Genomic DNA, 14477 nt, shown 5'->3' on the forward strand with positions numbered 1-14477 from the left:
TTAATGATGAAGAGCTGGTTCATACTGATTCAGGGACTACTACCAATGATGCTCATATCTGCTTACCAGTACAGTTGGAATCTGCTCATAACGCCATTAATGAGGAGCCTCAATGTTGATTTACCTGCGATTCAAGTAGCCTACTCCCTATTCGTACTATTCTCCACTGTTTCACAAGTGCTTGGTGGTTACATTGCCGATAAGAGGGGGCCTAGGCTAGTTGGCGTGACTGGGGGTGTATTGGCTGGTTTAGGAATGATGGCGTCACCGCTGGTTAATGGAATTAATCAATTCTACATCCTTTGGTCAATGGGGAGCATTGGCGTTGGCTTAATCTACGGGGTATCAATAAACCTGGGGGTTAAGTGGTTTAGTAGGACTAGGGGGTTAGCAACCGGTATAATAAACATGGGCTTTGGACTTGGGGCAACGTTCTTCAACCCACTAATATCACTATTGATAATTAAGGGTGAGTACAAGTACCCCATGATACTGATAGGCGCCCTAATACTGGCAGTGGTCATACCCCTAATGGCAACCGCAAAGTATCCTACAAGCCAGGTTAAGGGCATGCAACTTACTAAAATACCCCCAGGCTTCTGGCTTGCCTTCACCTCATTCTCACTTATGGGTATTCCACTTCAGTTATTCTCATCCAGCCTCTCAGTGCTTGGTGGGGATTATGGCTACGTCACCGTGGCGGCAGCGGCATCGCTACTACCCCTCTTTAGTGGGATTGGTAGGCCAATAATGGGTTCAATCTCCGATAAGTTAAGTAGAAGGAGGACCATTATCATAACGGGCCTAGTGCTAACAATCTCAATGCTTACGCTGCTTATTCACTCACCCATCGCGTACATAGCCTCAACAGTAATCACTGGGGTTTTCGGGGGTTCATTAATAACCTTATTCGCGTCCCTGGTGGGTGATGAATACGGTATAGTTAATTCAACGTTCCTATTCGGCATACTTTATAATGGTAAATTCATCGCGGCCTTAATGGGTAGTGTAATGTTCGCTGAGTTAATAAGGGTCATTAACCTAACTGGATCGCTCATACTTGAGACTTCACTAACAGTGGCCTCAATAATAGTGTTCATAGCCTTCACTAAGCTTCACCCCAGGGGTTATTATTTGAAAAACACTTAATAATACACCACCTCAGGGTCCTGTATGGACACTAGTAAGGTGCTGAACGCAATTGGTTACGTTGCATTAGCAGTAATACTGGTTTACCTCGTGTTAAGCATCGCCGGCATCGTTAAGATACCGTGGGCCACAGTGGGTGGCTTCAGTATGGAGCCGACGCTGGAGTCCGGTACGTTAGTTGTCCTGTGTCCAGTACCCAGTAACGCCACTGCGCTCCTTGGTCACGTGGTTGTTTATGACCATTATGGTGAGTACATAATACATAGGGTTATAGACGTTTACCAGTCAGCTAACACCTACTACGTGGTCACTAAGGGTGATGCAAACCAGGTGGCGGATCCATGGGAAACACCAATTAATCAAGTGTATGGGGTAGTGTGCTTAAGTATGCAGTACGTGGGTTTAATAACCCTGGTGTTGAGGAAGCCGCCCACGCTACTGTTAGCTATCGTGACTATGCTGGTTCTTTGGCTTGTCTTAAGTGAGGCTGAGAAGAGGGTTAAATGAAGTGAAAATGCATATAAAGGGAGGTTAGCCTGGTTCCTGATGTCTGAGGCTGGCCAAGGTAGGCAGATTGTGCGTATTGGGGACACTGACCTAGATGGCTCTAAGGCTGTTGCGTATGCTCTAGCTAGGATTAAGGGTATTGGTGTATCAACAGCCGTGGCGATATGTAGGAACCTCGGCATTAATCCACTGGTTAAGTTAGGGGAATTGAATGAGGAAATGATTAGGAAGATAGATTGGACAGTTAGGAACCTTCACCAAGCAGCCCCAGCCTGGTTTGTTAATAGGCCGAAGGACCCTGAAACAGGCAGGAACATTCACCTAATAGGCGCTGACTTAATACTAACTGCCAGGAATGACATAGAGAAGGAGAAGCGTATACTGTCCTGGAGGGGAATTAGGCATAACCTAGGCCTAAAGGTTAGGGGCCAGAGGACTAGGACTACGGGTAGGCTTGGCCCAGTGGCTGGTGTTCAACGTAGGAGAACACCCACTGGTGCTGGCGGTGGAGGGGAGGGCGGCGGCCAGGGTTAATCAACTCTGAATAATGCTTATTAACTTCCCCTCATTAGGCTTCCAATGCTGAGGATACACCTAATTCAGTACGCCAGTAAGTTAGGTGATCCTGAGTACAACATAAGTAGGCTAAGGGAGTACGCGAAGAGGAACTGTAGAGGTGACGGTAACGACGTGTTAATCACCCCTGAACTATACGTATCAGGCTACATGTCGAAGGACCTCCTCCTCCAGATAGCTGAGCCACTTGATGGGAATTCAATCAGTGAATTAACGGAGATAGCTAGGGAGGGTAAATGCACAATAGTGACTGGGATTGCTGAGAGGGATAAGGACACTGGGGTTGTTTACAATTCTGCAGTAGCCGTTGGGGAGAATGGCTTAGTAGCGTTCTATAGGAAGAGGCACCTACCCAGTTACGGAGTCTTCGATGAGTCAAGGTACTTCGGGATAGGTAGGGGTGATGCCCCCGTCTTCCCAATAAACGGCACTAAGGCTGGGTTAGCAATATGCTACGACGCCTTCTACCCTGAAGTCTCCCGGTCACTAATGCTTAAGGGCGCTAAGGTTCAATTATACATAAGCGCCGCCCCAGATATGTCTAGACCCCACTTTGAAACATTCATTAGGGCTAGGGCAATGGAGAACGTTTCCTTCGTAGTATACGTAAACACTATTGGGCAGTATGATGGCTTAGGCTTCTTTGGGGGAAGTTTCATAGTGGATCCACTGGGGGAGGTTGTGGCTAAGGCGAAGTACTATGAGGAGGACACTGTGGTTGCTGAGATTGACCCAAGCCTTGTGGATAACTACAGGTCAATAAGGCCAATACTGAAGGACTACGCTTGGGATGACGTTAGGTACCTGCTTAGGAATTATAAATCAGGCTTCAGGGTATATTAGTGGTTAAATTAGTTAAAATGATGCGTGGAAAAACTATAAAAATGGTTACCCACAGCATTAGTGAAGTTCACTATGGCTTTCATTTTTGAGCTGCCTAAGGAGATAAACGATGCGTTGAGCCTCATCATTAATGAGCTTAGTAACCTACTCAATGGGATTAACATGCCTCCCAACTTAAGAGAATCAGCAATGCATTATATCCACAATAAGGGTAAAATGATTAGGCCCCTCTTAACCCTAATAACAACACGCATACTTGGTGGTAAACTAATGGATGCAATTAACCCAGCTGTAGCAGTGGAGTTGGTTCACGTTGCCACTTTACTTCAGGATGACATAATTGATGGGCACTTAATGAGGAGGGGTTTTGAAACCCCATTCAAGAAGTATGGGACGGAGTACACTATATTAGCCAGCGACCTACTGATAGCTAAGGCCATTGAGTATTCACTGAAGTCTAAGACTAGGAGGATAACCATGGAGTTAACTAACGCTGCCCTGAGACTGGCCATAGGGCAATCCTATGAGCTTGAGTATAAGCTCAGTGGTAAAGTGGATATGAATATTTACATGAGGATTATTGAGAATAAGACAGCCTCCCTAATATCAGCCTCAATAGTGTTAGGCGGCTACGTTGCTGAGGCCGACAGCAATACAATTAACCTACTTAGATCCCTTGGGGAGAAGCTTGGCGCCGCTTACCAGATAAGGGATGATATGATAGATTACTTGAACCTTGACAAGGATAACCCAAGGGGTCTAAGGAGTGTTGACGTTAATGTGATTGACGCATTGAAGGCAGAGGGCTTCAGTGACCCACTTAAGGAGGCCTACAGATTATTCATGAACTACATGAGTGAGGCGAGGACAACAGCAGCATTAATAAGGGGTGGTGAGGTCTTCATAAGCATCATTGATTTCCTACAGGACCCCTTAACTAAGCTTATTGAGGGTAGTAAGAAGTAGGTTTAAGAAATAACTATTCCTTAAGTAAATTAGTACTCGGCAACCTTAGGTGCCTTACCAAGTATCTTAAGTGACTCCTGGGCAGACACAAGCCTAGCCACTGGAACCCTGTATGGTGATGCGCTGAAGTAGTCTAATCCCCTGCCAACAACCTCAGCAAGTATCCTTATTGAATCCGCGTCACCACCATGCTCACCACATATGCCTATCTCTATGTCTGGCTTAACGCTTCTAGCTAAGTCAACGGCTATCTTCATTAACTTAGCCACGCCATCACGGTCAATGGTTACGAATGGGTCATAGGGCAGTATGCCTAGGTTCAGGTACTGGCTCATGAACTTGTTCTCCACGTCATCCCTACTGAAGCTGAACACTGCTTGGGTTAAGTCATTAGTGCCGAAGCTCATGAAGTCAACAATCTTCGCTATCTTATCGGCTGTTAAACTGGCCCTAACGGTCTCCATCATTGTACCTATCTTAAAGTCAATGCGTTCACCGTAATTCTTAAACACCTCCTCAGCGGTTGGCTTAACAACATTATTTATCACGTACTCAAGCTCCTTATACTCAGAGACCTGTGGGATCATTATCTGTACCTGTATACTCTTACCCCTCTTCTTGAGTTCAAGGGCAGCCTCAAGAATCGCCTTAACCTGCGCCATGTATATGTCTGGGAACGTTATGCCTAATCTAACACCCCTATGACCCATCATTGGGTTAGCCTCCATTAAAGCCCTAACCCTAGCTAACAACGCTTCCTTCTCTGGGTCAGGCCTACCAAGCGTCCTTGCCTTAGTTACCTCGGCAACCAATTCCTCAACGTTGGGTAGGAACTCATGGAGTGGTGGATCAAAGAGCCTCACCGTCACCGGGTAACCCTCCATTATTTCAAATATCTCCTCAAAGTCCCTCCTCATTAACTCAGCCAACTTGTTGAGGGCGTCCCTCCTCTCATTGGCGTTTGTGGACAGTATTACGCTTCTAAATAATTCAAGCCTACCGGGGGCTCTAAACATCCTCTCAGTCCTAAGTAAGCCTATTCCCTTAGCCCCAAACCTCCTAGCTATTGTAGCGTCCTCAGGCGTGTCTGCGTTAGCCTTAACACCGAACACTGATACTGAATCAGCCATGTTAAGTAACTCGTAGAATTCAGGCGGTAGCTTTGGTTCAATGGTTGGGACTTGACCAACGTATACGTTACCCGTGAAGCCATCTATGGTTAACCAGTCCCCCTCCTTAATCACTACGTCACCGGCCTTAGCAGTCCTAGTGGTGTAGTCGATCTTAAGCCCCTCAGCACCCACTACCGCTGGTCTACCTATTGCCCTAGCCACAACCGCAGCATGGCTTGTTGCACCACCCCTACTGGTTAATATGCCCACTGAGGCGTAGAATCCGTGGACGTCATCAGGCTTAGTCTCCTCCCTAACCAGTATAACCCTCTTACCAGCCTTAGCCCACTCAACGGCGGAGTCTGGGTCGAAAACCGCCTGGCCGCTGACCGCCCCAGGTGATGCTGCAATACCCTTAGCAATGGGTTTAGGTGCCTTGGCTTCATCAATCCTTGGGTAGAGAACCTGCAGTATGTGCTGTGGCTTAATCATCATTACCGCCTCCTCCTTAGTCATCCAATTCTGCTTAACCATGTCGACCGCAACCTTAATCATGGCCAGTGGATTCATCTTAGCGTTCCTAGTCTGAAGGAACCACAGCTTACCCTTCTCAATAGTGAACTCAACGTCCTGAACAGCCTTCTTAGTCCTCTCAATTAGCTTAACGCCCTTGTATAATTGATCGTAAACCTCAGGCATCTCCTTCTTAAGCTCAGAAATAGGCTTAGGAGTCCTAATACCGGCAACAACGTCCTCACCCTGGGCGTACGGTAAGTACTCACCGTACAGCTCATCCTCACCGGTTGCTGGATTCCTTGAAAACACAACACCGGTTGCTGACCTCCAGTCAGCGTTACCGAACACCATTGTGACCACTGATGCCGCAGTGCAGTCAGCTATGTCGGGGGTTATCTTATTAGCCTCCCTGTAGAACTTAGCCCTAGGTGAATTCCAGGACTTAAACACTGCATCTATGGATAATCTCAACTGCTCCCATGGGTCATCAATAACCTTACCCACCCTCCTTATGTAGACCTGCTTATATAATTCAACCAACTCCTTAAGGCCCTGTAGGGGTATTTCAGGGTCCTCTTTAACACCGTACTTCTTCTTCACCTCATCAAGCGGCTTATTGAACTCCTCCTCAGGAATGCCTAAGACTATTCTACCGAACATTGCCAGGAACCTCCTGTAGGCGTCGTAGGCCGCGTGTTCACTGCCTATGAACTTTATGAAGCCTTGAAGGGTCTTATCGTTGAGGCCTACGTTAAGCACGGTGTCCATCATGCCGGGCATGGATACTGCCGCACCAGACCTAACACTAACCAGCAGTGGTGTACCGTCTCCCCCGAATTTCCTACCGGTCTTGGCTTCAAGGTACCTTACACCCTCAATAACCTCATCCATTAATCCCTCAGGTAACTTCTCCCCATTCTTGTAGTACTCCTTACAAGCCACGGTTGTTATGGTGAAGCCTGGTGGTACTGGTAGGCCTAGTCTAGTCATTAATACGAGGCTTGTTGCCTTACCTCCAAGGAGCTTAACATCATCAGGGTTTGCCTCCTCAAACGTTAATACGTACTTCCTAGCCATTACGCCTCACTTAACTTAATCCTTTTAAACATTACTCCTTTAAAGAGAAACATATCCTAAAAATTTGTACTTATCATAAGTAATTATAGTATATTTATTACAATACTGTGAATTTACTTAAACCTACTACATATTGTATTTCTTAAAGTGAAATACTGAGTGGATTATTGACGGATAACCTTAGATTTAGGCTAAACTTACCAAGTCCCCATTAACCCAAGCGCTAGTCCTTACCGAACCATGAGTATTAGCCTTAACTCAGGTTCAAGTAGCTTAACAGGTCCTTACCATTAATAATAACCCTATTGTTATCTATAATGTAGCTTCCCCTACTCCTCTCAATTAAAGCCTCAGTGAGCTTCCCCTCATCCACCGTTGATGCGCCCAGTTTACTGAAGAACCTGTTTATGTTCCTAATATCCCTGTATAGGAGATCGGTGGAGTTTGGGTGGGATGAATCCACTGCTGAACCCCAGTCAATTATGTATAATTTACCGTTCCAGTTCAAAATATTGTACTCACTTAAGTCAGCGTGAATTAACTTACCAATAATAAGAGCCTTCTCCACGTTTAGGATTACGTCAATGTAGGCGGACTGCACGTCACTTGGAGGTACATCCTTCAGTAATGGTGCTGGTGCACCATCCTCACCTATGAATTCCATTACGAGTATATTATTGTAGAAGGCTATTGGCGTGGGAACAAGTACCTTAGCTTCATAGGCCCTCTTCATGTTCCTGAACTCCTTCCTACACCACATGCTTGCTAACTTAAACGGATTACTGGGTTTCCCACTAAACCTCCTATCACCCATAATGTAGGGGTTCCTGTTAATGAACCTATTAGCCAACGTGTAGTAGACTTTAAGCGCCAGGTCCTTACCCTCGTAATCCTTACCCCATATTACCTTAGCCTCCTTACCCTGGGCAATGGGTCCGTAAACCTCAAGAATAATCCTCCTATTCATTAATTCATAGAGGGCCTTCAGGGTGTACTCGTTAAAAACATCATCAACGAGCTTAAGCTGATCAATGTCCTTTATCTTAAACCTCCTCCTCTCAATCCTATCCCTCTCAATCTTAGCCTCATCAGGCACAGTTATTAAGATTCAACCATATTAATAAGCATTCCCTACCTTGGAATTAAAGCTTATTAGGGTTAAGTCCAGGAACCATGCGATGAAAGTAATAGTAGTAGGCGGCGGCATAGCGGCCTCATTCACGGCCTACTTCCTGAAGTCCATGGGCGCTGACGTAGTGGTTATTGGTGAGAAGCCTAAGTACCCCTTGGCTTCACTTGTCTTAACTCAATCAATGCCCTATGTTGATGATATTCTATTAGCCAAGGAAAGCCTCACTGTGTATAGGCAATTCACTGAACCTAAGCCAGTCACCTCAATAGACATTATGCCCAAATGGATTAACCTAAATCCCCTTAAGACCGCTGGTGTTGATTACAGGATTATTGAGGAGGCTAATTGGGTTAGGTTAAGTAGGGATGAGTTCATTGTTGTGACAACGGACTACATGATACCCATTAGGCACATAGTGAGTGAGTTAAGGAGAAGGATGAATGCGGTTAAGGCTAAGGCATCCCTAAAGCTAATCAATGGATCATTAACAGTGGTGGCTAATGGTAAGAGATACATAGGGGACTCAATAGTACTGGCCGCTGGACCTGGAAATACTGAATTAGCCATGCAAGTGGGCGTTAAACTACCCCTGAAGAGTTACCAATGCTATGCCTCAGTTATGACTGGGCCAATTAAGGTAATGAACCTAAGCATTGGTGACGATGTGTTAGGCTGGTACAGTAGGCCATTCATACCAGGCCTATTCATAGCCGGTGATGGGTGTGGTAAACCCAATGAGGGAGTACCCCCTGGTTACGGTCGGCGTATAGCTAGGTTAATCTCAATTAGGTTCGGTTGGGCATTACCAATATTCACCAGGTCAGGTACATGTGAGGTTTCACCAAGCGGTGGCCCAGTCTACGGTATGGTTAAGGATAATTTATACGTGATAGGTGGCTTAGATGGTTACGGTTCAATGAGTGGCCCAGCCTTAGCGAGGAGGTTGGCTGAATTAATAATTAAGGGTAATGCACCCATGGATGATTACAGGATTGAGAAGTACCTTAACCATGGGGATTGGGACGCATGCAGTGTTGAGAGGCATAATTGGTTAATTGCAACTCAAGTTAAGGGGCAGTGACTTAAGTTAACTTAAGAATGGAGAGGATGAACATTATTACTAATATGGCGTCCGTTGTTAAGCAGTAGAGGCAGTAGGCACCCTTGCGAACCTGTAGGTATAATCCATAGGCACCGATTACTAACCCAATTACTGAGAGGACCATTACGTATAGGTATAGGTTAAGTAGAACTAAGGCTGCCATTAACGCTAAGGTAACCATAGCCCCCACGGCCATTAACAGCCTAACTCGCCTAGGCACTAGGAAGCTGAATAATTCGCAATTAAAGACTCCAGGCAGGCATGCGTTAACCCTCCTTGAGTTCGCGTACGTGTAGTAAGCCATTAGTAATGATCCAGCGGCTGGAAGTAGGGCTATGTAATCCATGGGTGCGCTGCATTGGGTTTAGTAATAAAATCGATGGCCATTGCTTAAAATGCATTCGCCGCACCTACGCCTAATCATGCATAGTGGCTTTTAGACCCTATTATCCTCCTATCCCTTTAATCAACTTAGTATGTTTTTTAAACGTAATCCAGGCAACTAACCACTATGGGGTTGAGTAGGCGGGGTACCACTGGTAAGAAGTACATAGTCATAGTATTCAAGGTCAGTGATGATGTTGAAACCAACCAGTACAATAAGGAGTTCATTAGGAACCTGCTCAGTGAAAGCGTATCATGGTGGCATAGTTACTTGGGCGCTAATGATAATTTATCCCTAGATAAATGGAGCATCTACCTAATGGAATGGGCTGATGAGGTTATGGTTGCTAGGGTACTTAACGCACTGGGTAAGGGTAGGGATTACGTTGAGGGTAAGATATGAGTAATCCTTAGGCCTTAAACATAACTTAACTCAACCTTAATTACCTCATCGTAAAGCTTCTCCAGTTCACTTACAACCCCTGGGCTTAGGTAGTCGCCATCTGCCGCATCAATGTACTCCTCAAGCTCCTTAACAGACGTAACCGTAACCATTACTGTGGATATTGGGTAAGATAAAACGTACTTTAAGGCTAATTGACCTAGCGTTAACCCTAATTCATCGCTAATCGGCTTAATGTACTCATCCACGATTGACTTAGCCTTAATTAACCATTCACGGTTCCTCAACCTTCTATGATCCCCAGGTTGAAAGTTAAGCGTGAAGTTACTGGTTAGTATGTTTGAGGCATGCGGCACCCTGGTTATTAACCCAACCTTACCATTACCAAGCCTTATCAGTGTCCTAGCAGGCTCCTGTTCAAGGACGTTAAACACGAACATTAATGCCTCATAGCCTGTTTCCATGGCTGCTAAACCCTCATTAAGAACATTGATTTCTGGACCAAGGGCAACACCAACATGCTCAATGTAACCATCCTTAACCAGCCCCATGAGGGTGTCGTAAAGTTCCCTGCTTCTCACAACCTCAAGGGGTGGATTATGTATTTGAAGCAAGTTCACTCTCCTACCCAGTCTTTCAATTGACTTAAGTGCAGCATACTTAATGTAACTCGGGTCAAATGATTGAGTTAACTTACCCCCTGATGCCTCATATATGTTGTAACCCACCTTAGTGAAGACGTAGACGTCATCATGACCCCTCAGCACTTCACCCAGAAGCTTCTCACTTAATCCATTACCATACACGTCGGCAGTATCAAAGACGTTTACCCCAAGATCCAGGGCCTTCTTAATTATTGCCTTAGCTTCATCCAAAGTAACGTCACCGTACATGCCGCCAATGAACCATGCACCCAACCCAACCTCAGAAATCCTTAAACCAGTAACCCCAAGAGGCCTAAGCCTCATTATTCACGTAATTAACTTAACCAGTTATAATACTTACTTGAGAGTGCAGTATTGGTTAACCCCTAAATTACGCTTAAATTCAACCCTGAATAAAGTTTATATTAAAGTCTCTAGGATAAGGTAGTTTATGAGAATGGTGGCACTGCTCCTTATGCTCTTATCGATTTCACTAGTGAGCTTAGCTACTTACGTTCCTTCCCCTCCAGTTTACGTTACTGTCACTAAGATTTACGTAATAAGCATGAACCTATCCCATTCAGAGCCACCATGGGGCTACATTGAGTCCATTAAGGCTGGTCATCCATTAACCTACAGTGAACTAACCAGTGAAGAGAATGCTACAGCACCATGGATTGGGGCCAGTGGCTTAACTTTAACCTTAACAATAGTCAACGCCACACCTACACCATACCCCATAGCTCTAAGCAACGCCGCCTTAAGTAATAGTACTGGTGGCGTAAGATGGATTATTAATGTAACTTACCTGGCCTCAACATTCAACACGCTTCAATCTCCCTTAAGCCTAAGGGCCAGGTGGTTCATATTAATCACGGCATCCATCAATGGCCTTAACTTAACGGTCTTCGCCTTTAAAACAGGCTACGAGATGCTGAGTGATGTTTTAGGTAACTTATCTACCATTGGTGGCTACCTAACGGAACCTAGCGGTTATAAGTATAGCCTGTGGCATCATTACCTCTACAATGGGACGCTGTGGTATGTTGTCCCCTTACCTGGTATTGTGGTGTTTTACACGTGGTTTGGTAATTACGTAGGTAAGTTAATGCCCTTACCCACCACCATTAATAATCAAGGCACCTTCCCATCATACTTAAGGTATTTCACGGTAGCATTGAGGCAGTACTATAACTCCACGGTTATTAACTCATCATTAGCCAGCGTTAATTATGCATTGGGTAATGAGACTGACTACGGCTACTACATATTTAACATAGTGAGATTAGCGCCACTAGGCCCATTAGCCTACTACACCCCCATAATAATGCTTAATAATGGCACCTTAGCTAACCCAAGTTGTCTCCCCATTTATTACGAATTAAGTGTGGTGTTTCAATTCGAGAATCCAGCCTACGGTAGCTTCACACCATATTTACTATTCAATGAGCTTTCACACGCCTCAAGCCTAATTACAATCAATGACTCATTACTGCTGGGTGGGTTCCTGATTAGCTATGACTTCTACAACTCAACGACCTTAACCATTACCCCACTTAACAGTGTAATATCCGAAGGCGTTAACTACACCAGTTGCCTAGTCCCCATTTATGATCCAGTTAATGTTAATAAGCCATTGGTAATAGGTGGTGCACTGGATGCGTCACCACCTAATAAGCCTAATGGCGTCATGATACCTAAGCCCCTACTTAATGCATGGTTATTTAGGCTACTTAGAATCATAATTAACCTCTAATGTAGCCACTTAGTTTAATTAAGGTGAATTTTAGGCTAAGTTAAGTTACGTGCCTCATCCATGCCTTTTAACTCCCCGGCAAGTATTCTTAGCGTAACATGAGGGTGTGGTGGCTTAACCCAGCCCTGTTAGGTATACTTCACGCTTTACTTACCGGTTCTGCCTAGTTACTTACCCTGCTTGGGTAATACTAGTGGTAAGGTTTCTTAAGGGAGTAGGCTAATGAGGGTGTTGAATTAAGTTTAACCATTAACTTACCAGGGCCCGCTTTCCTTAAGCTAAGCCTTAACCTATTGAATCAACAGCTGTTAGCTACTATTATGCTTAAGTTACTGTTAAGTACGCATGATTCATTGCTACGTGATGCGCATTTAATTTAAAAAGTAATCCACAGGGGGTTTGTTATGAGACTGCTCTTGATACATGCAGGGTCCTTTTCATTTGAGGTTAGGGATAAGGCTGTTGAGAACCCTGAACCATTGAGTGAAGAGTTGAAGAAGGGGAGTGCTGAGAATACTCTTGTTGTTTTCACTACTGTTGAGGAGAATGATAATGATTCGCCAAGCTTCCTGGAGAGGGTGGCTAATGATGTGCTTGACGTTGCCGGTAAGGTTAAGGCATCATCAGTTTTCCTCTACCCTTACGCTCACTTAAGCCCAAACCTAGCTCCACCACCTAGGGCAATAGCCATTCTTAACGCCCTCTATGAGACGCTTAAGGTTAAGGCCAATATACCGGTTCATAAGGCACCCTTCGGCTGGTATAAGGCATTCACAATAAGCTGCCTTGGTCATCCACTCTCAGAGTTGAGCAGAACCATAACACCCCAGGAGCCTGCCCCCCAAAGGAAGCCGTACACTAGGGATTACTACGTGATTGTTTCACCAGATGGCTCAACTTATGACCCAGCCGGCTACAGCTTCAGTGAGAGGGATGCTGACTTGAAGGTTCTTGTTGATAAGGAGGTTTTTAAGAAGGAGCTTGAGGGTAAGGAGCAGCCTAGGTACATTGACTACTGCGTTAAGTTTGGTTTCGAGTGGGAGTCGTTATCGGATGTTGGCCACATGAGGTATGGGCCATACGCCACCGTGATGATTGAGCTCCTTGATGATTACTCATACCAGGTAGCTAAGTCACTGGGTATACCTGTCTTTAAGGTTAAGGGAACAAACATGTTTAGGCTTTCAGATAAGGCTATTAGTGAACACGCTGGGTTATTTGGGGAGAGGATGTACATCACTGAGTCCGATGAGGAGTTAGTCATGAGGTACGCCGCCTGCTTCCAACAGTTCGCAATGATTAAGGACTGGGTGTTAAGCTACAGGAACTTACCCTTAGGTATGCTTGAGGTTGCGGACAGTTACAGGTATGAGCAGCCTGGTGAGACTGTGCTGTGTTTTAGGCTTAGGCGCTTCTACATGCCTGACCTACACATATTCGTTAAGGACCTTAAGGAGGCTATGGAAGTTGGGTTAAGGCTCCACGCCAAGATATTTGAGGAGATTAGGAAGATTGGGAGGGATTACGTTAGCCTCTATAATGTTAGTAAGGAATTCTTCGACCAGAATAAGGATTACTTAGTGGAGTTAGCTAAGAGGGAGGGTAAGCCAATACTGGTTAGGGTTCTTGAGGGGGCTAGGTACTACTGGGTGCTTAACGTTGAATACCACATAATTGATGAACTCAAGAGACCTAGGGAAATAGCCACCTTCCAATTCGACATTGGTAACGCCCAGAGGTTCGGCATTAAGTACAGGGATGAGGGCAATAACATCAAGTACCCGGTAATAATACACACTGCAGTGTTAGGGAGCATTGAGAGGTATGTTTTCGCCCTACTGGACACCGCGGCTATTAATGAGGCTAACGGCAAGGTACCCAGCCTACCAACCTGGATAGCCCCAGTTCAAGTTAGGGTTATACCAGTATCCAGTGGTTATAATGAGGCTGCGGTTGAGTTGGCTAGGAGGATTGAGGAGGCTGGCTTCAGGGTTGAGGTTGATGATAGGGATGAGACGGTGGGCAGGAAGATTAGGGACGCTGAAACACTCTGGGTACCTTACATCGTGGTCTTTGGTGAACGTGAGGCTAAGACAGGTGTATTAAGCGTGAGGATTAGGGGTGTGGGTCAAGTAGGGATGAGGATTGAGGAATTATTAAGTAGGCTGGACTCGGAGACCAAGGGTTACCCAAGGAAACCCTTAACGGCGCCAATGCTGCTTAGCATTAGGCCACCCTTACCTTAAACTCAACGCGCCTATTCTATGTATATTCCTGTTGTTTGTATTTTGTGTTTTATGCTTTCCCTCT

At 45.3% G+C, this 14477-nt stretch carries 13 protein-coding genes; 9 read left to right on the forward strand and 4 right to left on the reverse strand.

Features of this window, described 5'->3' with window-relative positions:
* Nucleotides 1-6: 6 nt before the first annotated feature.
* From Q0C29_RS06255 to Q0C29_RS06275, 5 genes are all read left to right on the forward strand, one after another.
* On the forward strand, nt 7-1149 hold the full coding sequence (locus Q0C29_RS06255; protein WP_291999800.1) for an MFS transporter: 1143 nt from the start codon (nt 7-9) through the stop codon (nt 1147-1149).
* 24 nt (nt 1150-1173) lie between these two features.
* Nucleotides 1174-1656, forward strand: coding sequence for a signal peptidase I (locus Q0C29_RS06260; RefSeq protein ID WP_291999801.1), 483 nt, complete (start codon nt 1174-1176; stop codon nt 1654-1656).
* Between the two features lie 39 nt (nt 1657-1695).
* Complete coding sequence (locus Q0C29_RS06265; protein ID WP_291999802.1) at nt 1696-2190, forward strand: 30S ribosomal protein S13; 495 nt, start codon at nt 1696-1698, stop codon at nt 2188-2190.
* Nucleotides 2191-2235: 45 nt separating this feature from the next.
* Nucleotides 2236-3075 (forward strand): carbon-nitrogen hydrolase family protein, encoded by an 840-nt coding sequence (locus Q0C29_RS06270; RefSeq protein WP_291999803.1) that lies wholly within the window; start codon nt 2236-2238, stop codon nt 3073-3075.
* A 72-nt stretch (nt 3076-3147) separates the two neighbouring features.
* The gene (locus Q0C29_RS06275; RefSeq protein WP_291999804.1) at nt 3148-4041 is read left to right on the forward strand and encodes a polyprenyl synthetase family protein; all 894 of its coding nucleotides are present in this window, start codon (nt 3148-3150) and stop codon (nt 4039-4041) included.
* Nucleotides 4042-4070: 29 nt separating this feature from the next.
* Here Q0C29_RS06275 and ppdK read toward each other — a convergent pair whose 3' ends face one another.
* The gene (gene ppdK, locus Q0C29_RS06280; RefSeq protein ID WP_291999805.1) at nt 4071-6746 is read right to left on the reverse strand and encodes a pyruvate, phosphate dikinase; all 2676 of its coding nucleotides are present in this window, start codon (nt 6744-6746) and stop codon (nt 4071-4073) included.
* Nucleotides 6747-6999: 253 nt separating this feature from the next.
* Nucleotides 7000-7842, reverse strand: coding sequence for a serine protein kinase RIO (locus Q0C29_RS06285; RefSeq protein WP_291999806.1), 843 nt, complete (start codon nt 7840-7842; stop codon nt 7000-7002).
* An 82-nt stretch (nt 7843-7924) separates the two neighbouring features.
* Between Q0C29_RS06285 and Q0C29_RS06290 the strand changes: the two genes are divergently transcribed.
* Nucleotides 7925-8959 (forward strand): FAD-binding oxidoreductase, encoded by a 1035-nt coding sequence (locus tag Q0C29_RS06290; RefSeq protein WP_291999807.1) that lies wholly within the window; start codon nt 7925-7927, stop codon nt 8957-8959.
* A 1-nt stretch (nt 8960) separates the two neighbouring features.
* Here the strand turns inward: Q0C29_RS06290 and Q0C29_RS06295 are convergent, their stop codons facing one another.
* Nucleotides 8961-9326, reverse strand: coding sequence for a hypothetical protein (locus tag Q0C29_RS06295; RefSeq protein WP_291999808.1), 366 nt, complete (start codon nt 9324-9326; stop codon nt 8961-8963).
* Nucleotides 9327-9491: 165 nt separating this feature from the next.
* Here Q0C29_RS06295 and Q0C29_RS06300 point away from each other — a divergent pair, with 165 nt between their 5' ends.
* Complete coding sequence (locus Q0C29_RS06300) at nt 9492-9767, forward strand: hypothetical protein (protein WP_291999809.1); 276 nt, start codon at nt 9492-9494, stop codon at nt 9765-9767.
* A gap of 14 nt (nt 9768-9781) precedes the next feature.
* Here the strand turns inward: Q0C29_RS06300 and Q0C29_RS06305 are convergent, their stop codons facing one another.
* On the reverse strand, nt 9782-10735 hold the full coding sequence (locus Q0C29_RS06305; RefSeq protein WP_291999810.1) for an aldo/keto reductase: 954 nt from the start codon (nt 10733-10735) through the stop codon (nt 9782-9784).
* A gap of 127 nt (nt 10736-10862) precedes the next feature.
* On the opposite strand from Q0C29_RS06305, the gene Q0C29_RS06310 reads away from it, so the two are divergent.
* Both Q0C29_RS06310 and Q0C29_RS06315 read left to right on the forward strand, forming a co-directional pair.
* Nucleotides 10863-12167, forward strand: a complete 1305-nt coding sequence (locus Q0C29_RS06310) for a hypothetical protein (protein WP_291999811.1) — start codon at nt 10863-10865, stop codon at nt 12165-12167.
* A gap of 404 nt (nt 12168-12571) precedes the next feature.
* Nucleotides 12572-14413, forward strand: coding sequence for a threonine--tRNA ligase (locus Q0C29_RS06315; protein ID WP_291999812.1), 1842 nt, complete (start codon nt 12572-12574; stop codon nt 14411-14413).
* Nucleotides 14414-14477: the final 64 nt, after the last annotated feature.

The sequence above is a fragment of the Caldivirga sp. genome, assembly GCF_023256255.1.
GTDB lineage: Archaea > Thermoproteota > Thermoprotei > Thermoproteales > Thermocladiaceae > Caldivirga.

Excerpts from the sequence above, each read along its gene's own strand:
- Q0C29_RS06315 (WP_291999812.1), top strand. The coding sequence starts at position 12,572 with ATGAGACTGCTCTTGATACATGCAGGGTCCTTTTCATTTGAGGTTAGG.
- Q0C29_RS06260 (WP_291999801.1), top strand. The coding sequence starts at position 1,174 with ATGGACACTAGTAAGGTGCTGAACGCAATTGGTTACGTTGCATTAGCA.
- Q0C29_RS06300 (WP_291999809.1), top strand. The coding sequence starts at position 9,492 with ATGGGGTTGAGTAGGCGGGGTACCACTGGTAAGAAGTACATAGTCATA.
- Q0C29_RS06290 (WP_291999807.1), top strand. The coding sequence starts at position 7,925 with ATGAAAGTAATAGTAGTAGGCGGCGGCATAGCGGCCTCATTCACGGCC.
- Q0C29_RS06255 (WP_291999800.1), top strand. The coding sequence starts at position 7 with ATGAAGAGCTGGTTCATACTGATTCAGGGACTACTACCAATGATGCTC.
- ppdK (WP_291999805.1), bottom strand. The coding sequence starts at position 6,746 with ATGGCTAGGAAGTACGTATTAACGTTTGAGGAGGCAAACCCTGATGAT.
- Q0C29_RS06305 (WP_291999810.1), bottom strand. The coding sequence starts at position 10,735 with ATGAGGCTTAGGCCTCTTGGGGTTACTGGTTTAAGGATTTCTGAGGTT.
- Q0C29_RS06265 (WP_291999802.1), top strand. The coding sequence starts at position 1,696 with ATGTCTGAGGCTGGCCAAGGTAGGCAGATTGTGCGTATTGGGGACACT.
- Q0C29_RS06295 (WP_291999808.1), bottom strand. The coding sequence starts at position 9,326 with ATGGATTACATAGCCCTACTTCCAGCCGCTGGATCATTACTAATGGCT.
- Q0C29_RS06275 (WP_291999804.1), top strand. The coding sequence starts at position 3,148 with ATGGCTTTCATTTTTGAGCTGCCTAAGGAGATAAACGATGCGTTGAGC.
- Q0C29_RS06270 (WP_291999803.1), top strand. The coding sequence starts at position 2,236 with ATGCTGAGGATACACCTAATTCAGTACGCCAGTAAGTTAGGTGATCCT.
- Q0C29_RS06310 (WP_291999811.1), top strand. The coding sequence starts at position 10,863 with ATGAGAATGGTGGCACTGCTCCTTATGCTCTTATCGATTTCACTAGTG.